12 protein-coding genes are annotated in these 17,415 nt (G+C 72.0%); 2 read left to right on the top strand and 10 right to left on the bottom strand.

Features of this window, described 5'->3' with window-relative positions:
* Positions 1 to 118: 118 nt before the first annotated feature.
* On the top strand, positions 119 to 1,021 hold the full coding sequence (locus tag J8M51_RS02580) for an alpha/beta fold hydrolase (RefSeq protein WP_086754719.1): 903 nt from the start codon (positions 119 to 121) through the stop codon (positions 1,019 to 1,021).
* Between the two features lie 50 nt (positions 1,022 to 1,071).
* Here J8M51_RS02580 and fxsT read toward each other — a convergent pair whose 3' ends face one another.
* From fxsT to J8M51_RS02555, 5 genes are all read right to left on the bottom strand, one after another.
* A complete protein-coding gene (fxsT, locus tag J8M51_RS02575; RefSeq protein ID WP_086754718.1) occupies positions 1,072 to 5,022 on the bottom strand; it encodes an FxSxx-COOH system tetratricopeptide repeat protein in 3,951 nt (1,316 codons plus the stop codon).
* Complete coding sequence (locus J8M51_RS02570; RefSeq protein WP_179202997.1) at positions 5,019 to 6,350, bottom strand: TIR-like protein FxsC; 1,332 nt, start codon at positions 6,348 to 6,350, stop codon at positions 5,019 to 5,021. The genes fxsT and J8M51_RS02570 overlap by 4 nt, the downstream gene beginning before the upstream one ends.
* A gap of 96 nt (positions 6,351 to 6,446) precedes the next feature.
* Positions 6,447 to 7,220, bottom strand: coding sequence for an AAC(3) family N-acetyltransferase (locus tag J8M51_RS02565; RefSeq protein WP_086754716.1), 774 nt, complete (start codon positions 7,218 to 7,220; stop codon positions 6,447 to 6,449).
* The gene (gene fxsBH, locus J8M51_RS02560) at positions 7,213 to 9,363 is read right to left on the bottom strand and encodes a radical SAM/SPASM protein FxsBH, inactivated beta-hydroxylase extension form (RefSeq protein WP_086754715.1); all 2,151 of its coding nucleotides are present in this window, start codon (positions 9,361 to 9,363) and stop codon (positions 7,213 to 7,215) included. The genes J8M51_RS02565 and fxsBH overlap by 8 nt, the downstream gene beginning before the upstream one ends.
* A gap of 96 nt (positions 9,364 to 9,459) precedes the next feature.
* Positions 9,460 to 9,621 (bottom strand): hypothetical protein, encoded by a 162-nt coding sequence (locus J8M51_RS02555; RefSeq protein WP_236067896.1) that lies wholly within the window; start codon positions 9,619 to 9,621, stop codon positions 9,460 to 9,462.
* A 259-nt stretch (positions 9,622 to 9,880) separates the two neighbouring features.
* Here J8M51_RS02555 and J8M51_RS02550 point away from each other — a divergent pair, with 259 nt between their 5' ends.
* Positions 9,881 to 10,795 (top strand): DUF4231 domain-containing protein, encoded by a 915-nt coding sequence (locus tag J8M51_RS02550; RefSeq protein ID WP_267298932.1) that lies wholly within the window; start codon positions 9,881 to 9,883, stop codon positions 10,793 to 10,795.
* A 33-nt stretch (positions 10,796 to 10,828) separates the two neighbouring features.
* Here J8M51_RS02550 and J8M51_RS02545 read toward each other — a convergent pair whose 3' ends face one another.
* The 5 genes from J8M51_RS02545 to J8M51_RS02525 all read right to left on the bottom strand — a co-directional run bounded on the left by J8M51_RS02545 (position 10,829) and on the right by J8M51_RS02525 (position 17,219).
* Positions 10,829 to 11,320 (bottom strand): hypothetical protein, encoded by a 492-nt coding sequence (locus tag J8M51_RS02545; RefSeq protein ID WP_216869878.1) that lies wholly within the window; start codon positions 11,318 to 11,320, stop codon positions 10,829 to 10,831.
* A 252-nt stretch (positions 11,321 to 11,572) separates the two neighbouring features.
* Positions 11,573 to 12,610 carry a rod shape-determining protein gene (locus tag J8M51_RS02540; protein ID WP_216590615.1) on the bottom strand — a complete coding sequence of 346 codons (1,038 nt, stop codon included), beginning with the start codon at positions 12,608 to 12,610 and terminating at the stop codon, positions 11,573 to 11,575.
* Positions 12,611 to 12,804: 194 nt separating this feature from the next.
* Positions 12,805 to 14,316 carry a carboxyl transferase domain-containing protein gene (locus J8M51_RS02535; RefSeq protein ID WP_267298931.1) on the bottom strand — a complete coding sequence of 504 codons (1,512 nt, stop codon included), beginning with the start codon at positions 14,314 to 14,316 and terminating at the stop codon, positions 12,805 to 12,807.
* An 11-nt stretch (positions 14,317 to 14,327) separates the two neighbouring features.
* Positions 14,328 to 15,824, bottom strand: a complete 1,497-nt coding sequence (locus J8M51_RS02530; RefSeq protein ID WP_216591462.1) for an acyl-CoA synthetase — start codon at positions 15,822 to 15,824, stop codon at positions 14,328 to 14,330.
* 99 nt (positions 15,825 to 15,923) lie between these two features.
* Complete coding sequence (locus tag J8M51_RS02525) at positions 15,924 to 17,219, bottom strand: SLC13 family permease (protein WP_086763921.1); 1,296 nt, start codon at positions 17,217 to 17,219, stop codon at positions 15,924 to 15,926.
* Positions 17,220 to 17,415: the final 196 nt, after the last annotated feature.

Raw genomic sequence — 17,415 nt, 5'->3', positions numbered from 1 at the left:
CAATCAGGTCTCTTTGCGCAGGCCCTATTTGACCTGCGTATTCGTTTCGCGGGGTAGGCGCGCGGGAAATCTTCGGGCAGCGTGGTCCCGGTCCGCGGACCGAGGGAGGGGGAGCGCTGTGCATGACCTCGTACGGACGCCGGACCATGTCCGGACGGCCGACGGGCGCCGGTTGCGGGTCGAGTGCGCGGGGGATCCGGACGGACGGCCGGTGTTCCTGCTGCACGGGATGCCGGGGAGCAGGGTGGGGCCGAGGCCCCGGTCCATGTTCCTCTACCACCGAGGCGCACAGCTGATCAGCTACGACAGGCCCGGGTACGGAGGCTCGGACCGGCGTTCGGGGCGGCGGGTCGTGGATGTCGTGGAGGACGTCGAAGTCGTCGCGGACGCGCTGAGGCTGGACCGCTTCGCCGTGGTGGGCCGGTCCGGCGGGGCCCCGCACGCGCTGGCCTGTGCCGCGCTGCTGCCCCACCGGGTGACCAGGGCCGCCGCGCTCGTGACACTCGCGCCGCAGGACGCGGAGGGGCTCGACTGGTTCGCGGGGATGGCGCCGCACAACGTCCGGGAGTTCCGTTCGGTGCTCACCGATCCCCGGGGATTCGTCGCCCGGTTGATTCCACGGTCGGCCGCGATCCGGTCCGACCCCGCCCGGCTCCTCGACGAACTGCGCGGGGACCTCACGGACGAGGACCGGTTGATCGTCTCGGACAACGGCATCCGGTCGATGCTGCTGCGCAACTACCACGAGGCGCTGCGGACCTCACCGTACGGCTGGATCGACGACGCGCTCGCGCTGACCGGCCCCTGGGGGTTCGACCCCACCGAGATCAAGGTCCCGGTACTGCTCTGGCACGCCGGAAAGGACGTTTTCACCCCCTCCGCCCACTCCTCCTGGCTCGCCGACCGCATCCCCGGCGCCGTCACCGTCTACGAACCCGCCGCCGCGCACTTCGCCGCGATCCGGGCCCTGCCCGACGTGCTGAGCTGGCTCCTGGTAGCGACGGCGCCCGCGGCGGCCTGAGCGGAAAGCGGAAACAGGGGGGCGCCCCAGGGACTTCAGGACGCGCCCCCTCACACCGCCAGCGGCTCCAGGTCCCGGTACACCCGCCGCCGCTGCCCCACCAGCCGGGTGATCCCGTTGCCCTCGCCCAGCTTCTGCCCGAGCCGGCGCAGCTCGGCGAGGGTCGCCTCGCGCAGCCGCTGGGCCTCCTCCTCGCGGCCCAGCGAGCGCAGCGTCAGCGCCGAGTTGCTGATGACGGCCAGCGTCTCCGGGTGCTGCGGGCCGAGGACGGACCTGAGGACGTTGCGGGCCGGTTCCTCCAGGGCCCACGCCTCCTCCGGACGGCCCTTCTCCGCCAGGACGTTGGCGTGGTTGGCGCGGGCGAAGAGCGTGTGCGGATGCTCCTCGCCGAGCCCCGCCGCCATCCGCCCGGTCACCTGCTGGAACACCTCCTCGGCCTCCTCGGCGTCCCCGCAGGCCCAGAGATAGATGCCGAGATTGTTGAGCGCGGCCTGGGTGTAGGGGTGCTCCCGGCCCGGGACCTTCACATAGTGCTCCAGCACACCCCGGACGGTGTCCCGCGCCCGGTCGGGCTCGTCGGCGGCGTACAGGTCGGCCGCCAGGTTCAGTTCACAGGCGAGTGAGTCCGGGATCGGGTCCGGATACTTGTCCCGGGTGTACTGGGTCCGGTACTGCGCGAGCGTCGCCTGGGTGAGGCGGCGCGCGTCGACGAACTGGCCTGCCCGCCGCAGTGACACGGCGAGCGACTTCGCGCAGCTGAGCGTGCCGGGGAAGTCCTTGCCGAGGATCTGCTTGTGGGTCTCGTACGCCTCCGACAGGACCGCCACCGAGTCGGTGTAGCGGCCGACCTCCCGCAGGTCGCGGCCGAGGCCCTGGGCCGAGACCAAGGTGTAGGGGTGGTCGGGGCCGAGCACCTCCCGGCGGCGGGCGTAGGTGTCCTGGTCGACGTCGCGGGCCTCGTCGTAGTGGCCGACCATGCGCAGCGCGAGCGCGAGGTTGTTCGCGGCGTTGAGCGTCCGGCCGTGCGACTCGTGGAAGATCTGGCTGAATCCCTGGTGGGCCTCGCGGGCCAGCTTCACGGCCTTGGTGTACTCGCCGAGGGCGGCGAGGTCGCTGGCGAGACTGGAGGTGGTGACATAGGTGTGCGGATGGGTGGGGCCCAGCACCCGCAGCTGCCGCTCGCGCACCTCCTCGTCGATGGCGCACGCCTCCACGAAACGCCCCTGGGTGCGCAGCACGTTGGCGAGCTGCCCGTGCAGGTACATGTACTGCATGTCGTCCTCGCCGAGCGTCTCCTTCCAGTGCCCCAGCAGGTCCTCGGCGAGATTCCGGGCGCCGGGGAAGTCGCCGCGCTTCCACAGGTAGCGGACCCGGTCGATGAGCAGCCGGCGGGGTTCGACCTCATGGCAGTCGCGCAGCTCGGAGGCGTTCAGATGGGGCCAGATGATGGCGAAGCGGGGCCAGGTCTCGGCGTCGTCGATGGGTTCGTCGCCCGGTGGCCGGGCTCCCACGAGCATGGTGTGCACGACATGCCGGGCCTGCCGCTGCTCCTCCTCGGAGAGCCGGGAGCGGATCACCGCCTGCACCAGCCGGTGGACCTGGATGCTGGTACTGGCCTGGTCGACCTTGGCGAGGGCGAAGCGGCCGATCTCCCGGATGACCCGGCCCAGCATCAGGCTCTCCTGCAGGCTCGGGTCGACCTTCTTCAGCTCGTCGAGCATCTCCCGGCTGTACAGCAGGTGCGAGGAGATCGGCTCGGGGGCCATGAACGCGCACAGCTGCAGCAGCCGCACCGAGGCGGGGGAGCGTTCCCTCAGCCGGGAGATGGAGATGTTCCAGGTCGCCGCCACCGTCTGCGGGTAGTCGGCGGGCTGGTTGAGGTCCAGTACGCCGGCGGTCTGCTCGTTCAGCTGCCGCAGGTACTCCTCGATGGGGGTGGCGGTCTCGGCGAGCCAGGCCGCCGCCTGCACCACGGCCAGCGGCAGGTCGCCGACCGCCTCGGCGACCCGGTCCGCCTCCTCGGCGCTCAGCCCGGGGGCGCGCCGGGAGAGGTGCTCGACGCTCTCGTGCCGGGAGAAGACGTCGACGGGCAGTGAGGCGCCCCGCTGCTCCCAGGTCTGGTTGCGGGAGGTGACGAGGATGTGCCCGCCGCCGCCCTGCGGGAAGAACCGGGTGAGTTCCTCGGGGTTGTCGGCGTTGTCGAAGACGAGGATCCAGCGCTTCGTCGGTGTTCCCTCGGCGAGCATCCGGACGGTCTCCTGGCTGACCAGGGTCATGTCGTCGCCACCGGACGCGCCGATCCGGGCGCCGAGTTCGGCGAGGGCGGAGGTGACGCCGTCGCCGTGCTCGGCGGAGATCCACCACACCAGGTCGTAGTCGGCCATGAACCGGTGCACGTACTCCAGGGCGACCTGTGTCTTGCCGACGCCGCCGAGACCGAACAGGGTCTTGGGCTGGGTGCCCACGGCCGACGCCCCGCCGCGCAGCTGCTCACGCAGCTCGTCCAGGATTCCGCTGCGGCCGGTGAACGTGGTGTTGCGCTGCGGCGCGTTCCACACGGTGGGGGCGCTGCCCGGGAAGCGGGGCTCCACGGCGGCGAGGTCGTCGGGCCGCTCCGGCAGCTTCAGCGCCGCGAGCAGGGCGGCGACGCACTGGTCGGCGTCGAAGCGGTAGAGGTCCACCGGCTCCTGGTCCACGAGCACATCGGGGAAGCGGACCTCGTCGACGCGCAGCGGCACCGTCGTGGCGCGCGGGATCGCGAGGGCCGTGTCGGTCAGGGAGCGCAGCACCGGCTGGGCGTGCCGGGACTTCTGCAGGGCGTGGGACAGCAGCAGCAGGGCCCGCGACGCCGGGTCCAGCCGCTCCGGCGGCCCGGTGGACACGTCGTGCAGGGTGACGTTGCAGCCGGTCTGCCGGAGGACGGCCTCCACCCAGTCCGCCCACATCCGGTTCTCCGCCGCGTACACCACGACGATGTCCGTCATCGGCTGCCGTCGGGTGAACGCCTCGAGACAGCGCTGGCGCACCGGCTCGGGGACCGGTGGCAGGGCGGTGATCTCGCCGTCGGAGATCACCTTCGTCAACCGCTCGAAGGCGGACAGCAGGGAGTTGGCGATATTGCTCTTGTCACCGACCGTCGCCAGCGTCTCCTCGTACGCGTAGAACGGTACGTAAGGGATTTCCATGGCACCCCAGTAGGCGTCCTGCTGTTCGGCGCCGAGCTCCTCGCCGTCGATGCCGCGGGGCAGCCCCTCGAACCGCAGCCGCGCCAGCGCCCGTCCCGCGTCGACCTTGCGCTTCTCGCCCTCGTCGATGCGCATCAGCACCGGCAGCACCCTGATCCGCCGCTTGTGCTGGCCCCCTTCGACGCTGCGGGCCACCGCGGCGGCCCCGTCCAGCGACTGGCCGCTGAGCGTGAAGCAGTCGACGAGGACGTCCGGCATCTGGATGGTGCAGATGTCCGCGCTGTCCGACAGGCCGGTGCGGCTGTCGATGAGGATGTAGTCGTACGACGCCTTCATGTCCGCCCGCAGCTCGTCCAGGAACTGCCCGCCGCCCAGCCGCTCGTAGAAGTTGTCCCACTCGAACGACGACACGGCCGCCGAGTACTCCCGGTTGCGGCGGCCGGCGGACAGGAAGTCGAGCGAGCCGCCCTCGGGGAAGGACAGCCCGAGCCGCTCGGGGCCGAGGGAGACCGCGTGCGGCTCGACGCGGGCGTAGTCCCGGTGCCAGGGGCCGCTGCGCGGGCCGCCGGTGGTCGCCGCCCAGCAGTACTCGGTGATCATGTCGATGACGCCGGTGGTGGACGCGAGAACGCTCGGATCGAGGAAGGGCTGGAAGAAACGGTCGAGGCCCGGGGCCTCCAGGTCCCAGTCGACGGCCAGGACCCGCTTGCCGTTGGCGGCCAGGATCCAGGCCGCGTTGGCCAGGGCCATCGTGCGGCCCGTACCCCCCTTGTACGAGTAGAAGGTGATGATGCGTCCGTCCTTGCGGGCCGTCATGCCTGTCCTCCGTGGTCGGAATCCGCATCGAGGTGGCTGGGGTCGGCGAGGCTCAGCCGCGGCCGGGGGGTGGCCGGACCGGGCGGCGGATGGGCCTTGGCGTGCTTCAGGAACTGCCGGGTCGCCTGGGCCACCACCACCGGCAGGATGTCGGTGAACTGCTTCAGGGTGGGTACGCCGTTGACCGCGGCCCAGCACTTGGCGCGGCGCCCCCGCTCCAGGATCAGCGGCAGGGTGTCCTCCAGGTCCTCCCGCAGCCGCTCGCCCTGTTCGCCGCGGCACTGGAGGTCGAGGCGGTTCCAGGGGACGATCGCGCCGACCCAGGGGTGCGCGGACGAGTCGAACGTCTTGAGCCGGTGTCGGCGGTCCCGGTCGAGCAGCGCCCACCGGTCGAGCAGCAGGATTCCCGGGTGCGGTTCGGGCGGCTGCCCGGTCCCGTCGGCCTCGGACGCGACCGCGGTGAGCCCGTCGGTGCCGGGGTCCGGGAGGTCGAAGTCCGACACGGTGATGCGGTAGTCGAGGGACCGGATCAGCTCCTCCGCCAGCGCGGACAGCGGGCGCCGCGACTCGCCGTGGTACGGATTCCACTCCGTCGCGTCCTCGCCGTAGGGGACGGAGTCCCTGCCCTCCGGCACGGAACTCCGGTTGGGCGCCACCACGGTGAGATGGATACGGCGCGGCCCCTCGCCGTGCGGACGGAACGCGCTGTGCGTGGACTCGTACGGCCGGGGCCGGCTCGACGGCAGCGGTGTGTTCTCGGCGACGTGCACGATCCGCTGGGCGAGCCCGTACACGGTCTCCTCGTACTCGTCGCGCAGCCGCTTCAGTTTGATCAACCCGTAGATCCCGTACGACGAGTAACGCTCCCCGAACTTGCTGCGCTCGACCTGGATCTGCCGCACGGACTCGGGGAGTCCTTCGAGGTCCATGCCCGTCCACAGCACCGGGACGATGGCCGGGATGTCGCCGAGGCCGGCGTTGCGCGCCTCGCGGATGCGTTCGTCGAAGGTGAACCACTCGCGTCCGCAGTTGTCGCTGGAGAAATAGCGGGGCGAGTACAGCGGGACGAACACCCGGCAGTGCGCGAGGTTCTCGCTGAGCCGGTCCGGCCAGCCCTCCCCGGACCGCATCTCCCGGTCCAGGAACCCCGCGGGCGTCCCCCGCGGATGAGCGGTGAGGGCCAGGACGTCCGCGCACAGATCCTTGTACAGCGTGTGCACCCAGTGGTCGGGGTCGCCGCTGTCGGGTCCGGAGGGCGGAGTGTGCGCGTAACTGAGAAAGAAGTACGGCCGGTTGTCCGGAGCCCGCCCCCGCGCAGATGTGTCCACACGCCCCCGCCTTTCGATGCCTCGTGCCCCCGCCCAGGCGCCCTCCAGCCGGAACCAACAATGTGCCCGATCAACCCCCCTGGCACATGGCTCGTTTCACGTCATTTCGGAGCGATATCCGGACATCAGCTTCCGCGCCGTGTCGACAGCATCGCGCATCCCGAACACAAACGTCGGTTTTCCCGCGAACTCCCTTTCCGCGAACAAATCATGAGGTAAGCGAGCGCCGATCTCACCGAAGTCGCCGTCGTACAGCGAGAGATCCTCGTAATCGATCCAATTGCCCTTGTCCTCCACCACGCAGCGGTACGTCCGGGTCGCGGGCCGCGGGGTCATCCGGTACTCGGCGAGATGGAAGGCGGTGCACACCTCGAAGCCGACCCGCAGCAGCAGGATCTGGGCGTCGGCCTCGTACAGCGTCGCCATCGGGGACCGCTCACCGAGGTGGCAGTGCGGATCGTGACCGGCGAGAAGCGCCTCGGCGCGCCGCCCGATCGCGGCGAACGAGGTCTGCGGATGCGCGCTGCGGACCGCGCCGGGGGTCGTCCGCACGCACTCGGCGAGCGCGCCCATGGTGGTGCAGGGGGTGGCGTCCGGTTCGAAGGGCGGCATGGACGCGCGGAACTCGCTCTTCTCCCGCTCGGTCATCCCCTCGGTACGGCGGTGGTAGGCGGGAGAGGTGTCGGAGTTCTCCGGGGTGAAGGCGGGCACGACGAGCGTGCCGTCGGGGCCGAGCGCGTCGACGAGGGCGTCGCGGACGTCCTGCGGGCTCCATCCGGTGCCGCGCAGCGAGGAGTGCACCATCAGAACACCGCCCGGCCGGACACCCAGGCGGCCCAGCGCGTCGGTGAGCCGGGCGACGTCAGTCATGCGCCGCCGCCAGTTCCGCACGCAGTTCGTTCACCAAGTGGGCTCCGGTCTCCGTGAGTTGCTCCGCCGGGGCGGAGTCGAGGGCGTCCAGCGCGGCCCGCGCCCGTCGCCGCTGCGCGTCGCTGCCGCCGTCCATCGCGGCGACGCCCCCCACGCACTCGCTCGCTTCGTCGAGCAGGCGTCCGACGTCACTGCCCGGCACATGGAGATCCGTGATCTGCCGCAGCGAGGCGAGCCGGGATCTGCGCCCCAGCAGCGGCAGTGCGCGGACGAGGTCCTCGGGCTCGAAGTCGACGGCCGCCCCTAGCGCGCCGAAGGCGTGCGCGCCGAGCCGCAGCCCCGAGCCCGGGGCGAGGGGGGTGACCGTGGTGACGACGAGCGCGTCGGCTCCCTTGCGCCAGCCGGGCTCCCGTGCGTCCAGCGCCTCATGGGCCGCGCGCAGCCGCTTCCCGAAGAGCGTCAGATCGTCCGGGGAGAGCGGGGCCGTCGCGGGCGCTCCGAAGCAGTCGCGGTACGGGTCGGCGTCGTCGAGGAGCAGGGTGGGTCCGTCGGTGAGTTCCGTCGTCTCCAACGGCCGCCATCCGACGCCGAGTTCGCTGCCGTCGTCGCCGGTTCCGGTGACCCGGAGGCCGTTCTCCGTGACCGCGCACTCGACGTGCCCGGGTGCCGAGAGCCGCAGGGTTCCGAGGGTCGGGAGGTGGAGGTCCCGGCCGGGCTGCCGCCAGGTGAGGGTGGCGTCCGTCCGCGCGAGGACCGTGGCCGCCGTGACCGCGGCCATCAGGTGGGGGAGGTCGGGGGTGTCCAGGGAGCGGCGCAGCAGGGGCCGCAGATACGGGTGGGCGAGGACGGTGTTGAGGTGCGCGGCACCGGAGGGCTCGGAGTCGAGCGCGACCAGCGCCCGCCAGGCCGCCTGCCATTCGGGGCGATCCGTCAGCGCGGCGTTGACCCGGGCCAGCAGGGTCCGGTCCAACTCCAGCTGGGACAGGCGGAGTTCCTCGGCGTCTTTGACGGCCGGGTGCAGGGTGCGGTCGGTGATCCGCTCGGCGATGCCCTCCACCAGGCCCCGTAGGTCGGCGCAGAACACCGAGGGGTTGTCGAAGCCCTTGTCGGCGCTGTAGCGGTGGGCGTAGAGGCCGCCGCCGCAGGACTCCACGACCGGGCAGCGGCGGCAGGCCTCGCTGACTCCGGCGAGACCCAGTTGGCGGGCCCGGACACCGGGGTGTTCGGCGAACTCCGCGAAACCGTGCCGGAAGACGTCGTAGCCGGTCGCGGGGGCGCCCTCGTACGCAGTCTTGAGCGAGTCGGCCTGCTCGAAGGTGCCGTCGGTCTCGATCACCGCCAGGTCGGAGGGCGCGAGCCCCAGCGCCTCGGTGAGGCTGGGGCCGCCGCGCAGGGTGCTCAGCACCGACTCGAAGGTGCGCACCGGCATGGGGCGGCCCTGCTCCTCCCACCGGTCGAAGACCTTCAGCAGCCAGTCGGCGTACGGTGTCGCCGGGCCGCCGGGTTCATGGCCCGGAGGCGGGGTGTCCCAGGTGGAGTGCGGGAGCAGATAGTCGATCCGGGGCGGATCGAGGGAGGTCAGCGCGTCGTGCACGGCGACCGGGTCGTTGGCCACGTCCACCGTGCACAGGAGCCCCTGGTACAGATGCCGGTGCTCGGGGAGACGGAGCAGTTCGACGGCGCGCAGGACCCGGTCGTAGCTGCTGCGGCCCCGGCGGTCGAGCCGGTGGCGGTCGTTGGCGACACGGTCGCCGTCGAGCGAGATTCCGACCTTCACCCGGAATTCGTCGAAGACCCGCAGATGATCTCTGTTCAGCCGCACCGCGTTGGTGTGAATACGCAGATCGAGCGAGGTGACCGGGGCGAGAGCGCGGGTGAGTTCCGCGCAGATTCGTCTCAGTCGGGCAGGACCGGCGAGGAGGGGTTCGCCGCCGTGCAGAATGACGGTGACGGAATCCAGGCTTTTCGCAAGGACGTACTCGGTGAGGCGACGGGACACCTGGTCGAGGGTTTCCTCGGCGATGACGGTGGGCCGTGAGCGCCACGACTGGTCGGATGCCTCGTACACATAGCAGTGGTCGCAGGCCAGATCGCACCGACTGTGGATCTTGAGCACCAGTTGCTGGATCGCGGGGTCCCTCACTTCGGCAGTGTAAGCCCTCGCGTCACACCGGGATGACAGGACGACGGGGCCCAACTTCCTTGATCAACAAGGAGGTTGAGGCCCCGTCGGCGCGTGTCAGATGCTGGAGGTGAACCCGGGCCGGGCGACGCGCAGGTCGCGGGCGTCCGTCACCCGTCCGGTGGAGCGCTGCGCGCGGGGCCCGTGCGCGGCGACCGCCGCGAGCGGGGCGAGCCGTGTGTGAGCCGACCGGGCGGTGTCCGATCCACGCGTCGTCATGGGAAAGGAAAGGTTCATCTCGTCGCTCCAGTTCGAAAGGGATTGCTGTCATCGGCCCCTTGCCGACGAGGTCCTTTTCGGCTGACGCTCGGACATGGGTTTGGACGACAGGGTCCAGACTTTCGCGTTTTTATCACGAGCCGCTAGGTGTTCGCTGCCCGGATGTCAAGGGTGCCCCCCTCCGGGGACCCTCTGGCGCGGGCTCAAGATTGACGAGAGCATGACCGTTCCGTCGACTCCGTATCCGTACGAGGTGCGCATGGCTGCGATGCCCGGCCCCAGTACCACGGTGAGTGACCGAGATCTGCCCCCGTTGTTCCATGTGTGCGACGAGCGGGCGGTAGCCCGTCAGGGTGAGTCGTTCAAGGTGGTCCGTACGCAACTGGTCGTGCTGCTGCTCGCGACCGCGACCGCCTCGCTGGCGGAGCGGGTGGGGAGCCGGGTGCCGTCGGCGGTGGCGGCGGTGCTGTACGCGCTGACGATCGTGATCGGGCTCCACGCGTCACGGCGCCGGGCCCGGGTCCAGTGGCAGGCGCATCGGGCGGCGGCCGAGGTGGTGAAGTCGCTGGCGTGGCAGTTCATGGTGCACGGGGGGCCGTTTCCGACGCGGCTGGCCAACCCCGAGGCGATGTTCGCCGAGCGGCTGGAGGAGCGGCTCAGCGAGTTGCGGAAGGTGGGGTGGGAGGACCCGAGGGAGAGTCCCCGTGAGCGTGGGCTCGGGCAGATCACGCCCGTGATGCGGGCGGTGCGGGCCAAGGGGTTCGCCGCGCGGCGGGACATCTATCTGCGGGACCGGGTGTCGGAGCAGCTCGCCTGGTACGGCAACAAGGCCGGGCAGGCCCACCGGGCGTCCGTGCGCTGGTCGGGGATGACGACCTTCCTGACGCTGCTCGCGCTGCTGGCCGCCGTGCTCAGGGCGCTCGGCGTGATCGAGGGCCGCTGGGATCCGACCGGAGTGCTGAGTGCCGCCGCCGCGGCCGGAGTCGCCTGGCAGGAGGTACGGCGGCACCGGCCGCTCACGTACGCGCACAAGCTCGTCGAACAGGACCTGAACACCCTGCGCGTCGCCATGGGCACCACCGTCAAGGAGGACGGGTGGGCCGACGCCGTCGCGGAGGCGGAGCGGGTCGTCTCGCCCCAGCACACGGACTGGCTGGTGCGGTTCGGGTCCTGACGGCCCGGCGGCGGAGGGATACGGTCCGGTCGGTCAGGCGCGGCGCACGCCCGGGCTCCACAGGACCGTCACCGGGACGCCCGTGAGGTGGGCGTAGTCGACGATGTCGGCCGTGCCGCCGAGACCGCGGGACGGGGCGCCGTCCCAGACGGCGATCATGCGGTCGGCGTGGTCGACGATGTAGCGGCCGGCCGCGTAGTACGCCTCCTCGTGCGTACGTTCGTACGGCAGTTGCACGCGTTCGGCGCAGCACTTGAGGAGCCTGCGGTACGCGGCCCGGACCTCGTCGTCGCCGAGGTGGGGCTCGTAGTCCATGCCGGGGATGACGGCGGTCAGCTGCAGGCCGCTTGCGAGGGCGGTCTCCGCGAAGAGCTGGTCGGCGCCCGCGGCGAGGCTGCTGAGGGCCCGGGTGGTGGTGGCCCGGCCCCGTAACTCCGCCCGGATGCCGGAACGGACGGCCCAGAGGGCGGCTTCCGGGATCTCCCGGTGTCCGGTGATACCGATCCGGGTCACGGGCCCTGGCATCCGTGCGCTCACCTCCGTGGACGCGTTCCTCCAAGTAACCCTAGCGTCGGGGGACTTCGGCGAGAACGACGCGTACGGGCGTTCGCCGGGGCGTTGCCGGGGGCACGGGGGCGACTGCTGGCGGAGTGCCGTGGCGCCGGCCGCCCTCGCGTGCTCCGGATGCCGCCGGCGGGTACGGCCCGGAGGCATGGCCGGAGGAACGTTCGGAGGAGCGTTCGGAGGGTGTGGGGGAGTGAGGGGGCGTGAGGGCGGTCAGTCGCCCACCGGGTCCAGGCTGATGGGTTCGATGCGGCCCTCCAGCATCGCGCCGATGCCCAGGGCGGCGCAGACGTCGGGGCGTTCGGCGATGTGGACCGGCATGCCCGTGGCGTGGCGGAGCATCTGGTCGAAACCGGGGAGCAGGGCGCTGCCGCCGACCATCATGATGCCCCGGTCCGCGAGGTCGGCCACCAGGTCGGGCGGGCAGTCGCGGAGCACCTTGCCGATGCCGTCGACCACGGCGGTCAGCGGGGTCTGGATGGCGTCGCGCACGGCCGCCGTGTCCACCTGGACGCAGCGGGCGAGCCCGGTCGCCACGTCGAGGCCGTGGATCTCGGTGGACTCGGGGCCCTGCGGGGTGAGGCCGTTGCCGGACAGGGCGAGCTGCAGCGGCCGTACGGACTGGCTCGGCAGCGTCAGCTCGTGCCGCAGCCGCAGATGCTGCACGATCGCGTGGTCGATGGCCTCGCCGCCGACGGGGATGCGTACCGCGCTGACGACCGCGCCGAGGGAGAGGACGGCCAGCTCGGTGGCGCCCGCGCCACAGACCATGATCATGGTGGCTTCGGGCTGCTCGACCGGCAGGCCGCAGCCGACGGCCGCCGCGATGAGCGTGTCCACCATCTCCACCCGGCGCGCCCCGAGACCCACCAGGGTCTCGATCGTGGCGCGCTGCGCGAGCGGGTCCGCGTCGTGCGGGGTGCAGGCGGCGGCGCGCAGCACGGGCTTGCGGCGCAGATTGCGGCGGACCCGGTCGCCCAGGAGCTGACGCAGCATCCGCTGGGCCATCTCGATGTCGACGACGGTGCCGCCGGAGACGGGCCGCACGACCCGGATGTAGTCGGGCGTACGGCCCATCATCTTCTCCGCGAACTCCCCGACCGCGATCAGCGCGCCCGTACGGGTGTTCACGGCGGCCACGCTCGGCTGGTCGACGACCAGGCCCGCGCCCTTCACGAACACCCGGGTCCGCGCGGCTCCCAGATCGACGCCGAAGTGGCAGCGGCGCAGCTGCTCCAGACTGGCGGTCATCGCGGTCATTGCGGATCCTCCCGAGAGCACGGACCGAACGGACCGCCGCCGGTCGGCGGTTCCCTGGTTCCCTTTGCATCGTGCGGGGGGCGGGTGCGGGGTGCCTGTTGGGGTGGGCCGGGTGGGGGTGCGTCCGGACGGGTGGTTCGGGGCGGGGCGGCGGGGTGGCGTGTGGCGCAGGGGTGGTGCGGGCGTCAGCCGGGTGGATCGGGAAGTGGTGGCGCCGGTTCGGTGATTCCCCGTACGACGCCCAGCTCCACCAGGTCCTGCGGGCGCACCCGGAGTTCGTCCGCCGTGGCGGGGGCCTGGTGCGCGGGGCGTTTGAGGATCGCCGCCGCCGGTTCCGGGGCGATCACCGAGAAGTAGCTGTCCGGGGTGGCCCAGGTGTTGCCGGGGGCGGCGAGGGCGAGGGCGCCGCCGGAGCCGCCCTCGCCGATGAGGAGGGTGGTGAGGGGGGTGCGGGCGGTGGCGACGGCGGTGAAGAGGTCGGCGATGGCGGGGCCCGCGCCCTGCCGTTCGGCCTCGGCGTCGTTCGCGGCGCCGGGGGTGTCGATCAGGGTCAGTACGGGGATGCCGAGGCGGTCGGCGAGGCGGATGAGGCGGGCGGCGGTGCGGTAGCCCGCCGGGCGGGTGGGGGTGCCGCACTGGGCCGCGTAGGCGATGGCGCGGCCCTCGTGTTCGCCGAAGCCGCAGAGCATGCCGGGGTCGGTGCCGCCGGCGCGGTCCCCTTGCAGGGAGGCCCGGCGGGTGAAGTAGGTGTCCAAGTAGGTTTCGGCGTGGGGGCGTTGGGGGGAGCGGGCGCGTTGTACGGCTTCCCAGCCGGTGAGGGGGAGGGGCGCCTCATGGGGTGGGGGGTTCTGTGGGGTGGCGGCTGCGGGTGCGTCGTGGCTGGCCGCGCCCCGCGGCGGAGCCGCAGATGAATACAGCCCCGCGCCCCTGAGAAGCAGGGGCTGCGCCCCGTGCTTCTCAGGCTGCGGGAAAGCGTGCGGTGGAGGTGCCGGGGCCGTGGAAGGGGCGGTCAGGAGGGTCAGGTAGCGGGTCAGGGTGTCGCGTAGGGCCGTCGGGGGGATCACCGCGTCGATCGAACCCGCCGCGAGCTGGGACTCCGCCGTGTACGCCGTCGGGTCCGCGTCCGGGGGGCGGACCCGGGAGCCGGCGAAGCCGACCTGGGCCGTGGGGAGGGCGAGGGTGATGTCCGCGCCGGCGCCGAGGGTGGCCCAGCCGCCGCCGGTCGTCGGGTCGCGCAGGACGGCGATCTGGGGCAGCCCGGCCGCCCTCGTCAGCGCCGACTCGCGGGCCACGCGCTGGAGTTGGGCGAGGGCGCGCATGCCCTCCTGCATCCGGCTGCCGCCGGTCGCCACCAGGGAGACGACCGGCAGGCGGTGGGCGCGGGCGTAGGTGTGCGCCGCCTCCAGACGGTCGCCGGTGCGTTCGCCCAGCGAGCCGCCGAGGAAGCCGAACTCGAAGGAGATCAGTACGGCGGACACGCCGGGTACGGCGGGCGAGGTGCCGATCGTCGCCCGGCCCCACACCACCGACTCCTCCTCGCCGGTGCGTTCGGCGGCGCGGGCGCGGGTGGCGTCGTAGCCCTGCCAGGCGAGGGGGCCGTCGGGGGCGTACTCCCTTGGTGGGGTGGGGAGTTCGGTGAAGTCGTCCGTCAGGGAGGCGATGGCCTCGCGGGCCGAGCCCCGCCGGTCACTCGTCACGGAATGCTCCTTCAGGCCTCGGGCTTCAGCGCGCGCTTCATGATCTTCCCCATGTCGTTGCGGGGGAGGGCCGAGAGGTGGTGGACCGTGCGGGGGCGCTTGTGGGGGGAGAGGCGGGAGGCCACGTGGTCCGCCAACTCGGCCGCCGGGGGCGGGGACTGGGGGTCGGCCGGGACGATCCAGGCGACGACGCGTTCACCGAGGTCGGGGTCGGGTGCGCCGGTGACGGCGGCCTCCCGTACCCCCGGGTGTTCCAGGAGCGCGTTCTCGATCTCGCCCGCGCCGATCTTGTAGCCGCCGCTCTTGATGAGGTCGGTGGCCTTGCGCCCGACGATGCGGACATAGCCGTCGGGGTCGCGGACGGCCATGTCGCCGGTGCGGAACCAGCCGTCGGAGGTGAACGCGGCGGCGGTCGCGTCGGGGCGGTTGAGGTACTCGGTGAACAGGTTCGGGCCGCGCACCTGGATCTCGCCGACCGACTCGCCGTCGTACGCGGTGAGGGGGGTGCCGTCGTCCTCGACCAGCCTCAACTCCACGCCCGGCAGCGGGACTCCGACCGTGCCGGCCCGGGGTTCGCCGTCGGCGCGGACGCTGGTGTTCATCAGGGTCTCGGTCATGCCGTACCGCTCGATCACCCGGCGGCCGGTGGCCTCCGCGATCCGTTCGTGGTCGTGCACCGGCAGCGCGGCCGAGCCGGAGACCAGGAGGCGGGCGCGGCCGAGTGCCTTCGCGAGGTCCGGGTCGGTGGGCAGGGTCTCGGCGATGCGGTGGTACATCGTCGGCACGCCGAACAGCATCGTCGCGCCGGACGACAGCTCCCGGGCGACCGCCGTCGTGTCGAACCTGCCGAGGTGGCGGACCGCGCCGCCGCGCCGCAGCGGGCCCATGATGCCCAGGATCAGGCCGTGGACATGGAAGAGGGGCAGGGCGTGGACCAGTACGTCGTCGGCGGTCCACTCCCAGGCGTCGGCCAGCGCGTCCAGGGTGGTCGCCACGGCGCGGCGGGGGATGACGGCGCCCTTGGGCGGGCCGGTGGTGCCGGAGGTGTAGACGATCAGGGCGGGGGACTCGTCGCCGGCGGTCGGCCGGTCGGTGAGGGGGACGCCGGTGCCGGTGGTGGCGGCGGTGGCGGTGTCGTGGGCGTCGACATCGAGATGGACATCGACGCGCTCCGACTCGGCCAGGGCGGCGGGGAGTTCGTCGGACGGGGCGGCCAGGATCAGGGCCGGTGCGCTGTCGGAGAGGATGTGCCCGAGTTCCTTCTCCCCGGACTTCGGGTTCAGGGGTACCGCGGGGACGCCGGCCCGGAGCGCCGCCACCACGGCCACGGCGGTCTCCGGTGTGGGGGTCGCCCAGACGGCCACCCGGTCGGCGCCCTTCAGTCGCGCGGCCAGCGTGCCGGTGACGGCCGCGAGTTCCGCGTACGACAGGGCACGGTCGCCGAAGCGCAGGGCGGGCCGGTCGGGGGTGCGGGCTTCGCCGGTGAGGGCCGGGAAGAGAGGGGACACGTCTCGTACTCCTTGGTTGTCGCCGTTCGGGATACCGCTGCCGGTGTACCGCTGCCGTCCTGCCCGGCGTACACCGGTGTACCGCTTCCGCACAGGTGACTACCCGAAGCCCGGGACCACCAGCACCAGCCACACCGCCGCGGGGACCACCGCCACCACGATGCCTCCGTAGATCATCAGCTGGCGGAAGAAGCGTTCGCGGTCCACGTCCGGTGCGGCGGCCAGGACCAGGGCGCCGTTGGTGGAGAACGGGCTCACGTCGACGACCGTCGCGGAGACGGCGAGCGCGGCGATCATGCCGACCGCGCCGATCTCGCCCTGCGCCAGGAACGGTACGGCCAGGGGGATCAGGGCGCCCATGATGCCGACGGAGGAGGCGAAGGCGGAGACGATCGCGCCGATGTAGCAGAGGAGCAGGGCGGCGAGGAGGGGGACACCGATGTCGCCGACGCCCTCACCGGCCCAGGTGATGGTGCCCATCTCGTCGAGTACGCCCACGTAGGTGAGGACACCGCAGATGAGGAGGACCGTGGACCAGGCGATCTGGGTGACGGCCTTGCGGCTGTCGTCGGGCCAGACGGCGCTGAGGAGAGCGGCGAGGGTGACCGCGGTCAGGCCCGCGTCCAGGTCGAAGGCGAGCACGGCGACGACCAGGGCGACGAGGGCGACGAGGGTCGCCGTACGGGCCGGAGTGAGGGCCGGGGTGAGGGCGGGGTCGGTCTCACTGCCGCCGGCCTCGCTGCCGTCGGTCCCGGGGTCGGCCGTGTCGCTCGTGTCCCCGGTCGGCCGCCTCCACAGTTTCAGGCCGCCGAACAGCACGAACACCACGCTCGCGATGACGAGGTTGGCGATGAGGGAGGTCAGGAAGAGCGCAACCTCGTTGCCGGGGAGGTTCTCGCGCTCGACGATGCCGTTGACGATCGTGCCGTAGATGCTGATCGGGGAGAAACCGCCGCCCTGGGCGCCGTGGACGACCATCGCGCCCATCAGCAGCGGGCTGATGCCGTAACGCGCGGCGAAGCTGAGGGCGATGGGGGCGACGATCGCGACCGCGGCCGGGCTGACCGCGCCGATCGCGGTGAGCGCGCCGGTGATGAAGAACATCACCCAGGGAATCAGCGCCACCCGCCCCCGGACGAGCCGGATCGAGGCGTGCACCAGCCAGTCGGTGGTGCCGTTGGCGCGGGCGATCGCGAAGAGGTAGGTGACGCCGACGAGGACGACGAACAGATCGCCGGGGAACCCGGCGAAGATGCCGTCCGCGTCGAGGTCGGCGACGAGTTCGCCCACGCCGAAGGCGGCGGCGAAGGCGAGCGCGCCCATGTTCACGGAACGGGTCGTGGCGATGACGAACACCACGGCGAGGACGAGGATCGAGATGAGTTCGGGGGACATACGGGCTCCCGTCGTTGGGTCCCGGAACAGCTGAGGGGGAGGGCGGGGAGAGGTGGAGTGAGGCGGGGTGAGTGGCCGAGTGGCTGAGCCACTTACGGGTGGTCAGCGTGGGGGCGTACGACGGTGGAGTCAAGGGGTCGCGCAGAAATTGGCTCAGCCACTCGGCCATCGGGCCACCGGCGGGAGTCCCGGTGTT

It is taken from the genome of Streptomyces griseiscabiei (assembly GCF_020010925.1).
Taxonomy (GTDB): domain Bacteria; phylum Actinomycetota; class Actinomycetes; order Streptomycetales; family Streptomycetaceae; genus Streptomyces; species Streptomyces griseiscabiei.
This window is presented reverse-complemented; position numbering and strand designations above follow the sequence as displayed.

Bases quoted from the DNA above. Each gene is read 5' to 3' on its own strand.
- fxsT (WP_086754718.1), bottom strand. From the start codon at position 5,022: ATGACGGCCCGCAAGGACGGACGCATCATCACCTTCTACTCGTACAAG.
- J8M51_RS02565 (WP_086754716.1), bottom strand. From the start codon at position 7,220: ATGACTGACGTCGCCCGGCTCACCGACGCGCTGGGCCGCCTGGGTGTC.
- J8M51_RS02555 (WP_236067896.1), bottom strand. From the start codon at position 9,621: ATGACGACGCGTGGATCGGACACCGCCCGGTCGGCTCACACACGGCTC.
- J8M51_RS02550 (WP_267298932.1), top strand. From the start codon at position 9,881: ATGGCTGCGATGCCCGGCCCCAGTACCACGGTGAGTGACCGAGATCTG.
- J8M51_RS02545 (WP_216869878.1), bottom strand. From the start codon at position 11,320: ATGCCAGGGCCCGTGACCCGGATCGGTATCACCGGACACCGGGAGATC.
- J8M51_RS02540 (WP_216590615.1), bottom strand. From the start codon at position 12,610: ATGACCGCCAGTCTGGAGCAGCTGCGCCGCTGCCACTTCGGCGTCGAT.
- J8M51_RS02525 (WP_086763921.1), bottom strand. From the start codon at position 17,219: ATGTCCCCCGAACTCATCTCGATCCTCGTCCTCGCCGTGGTGTTCGTC.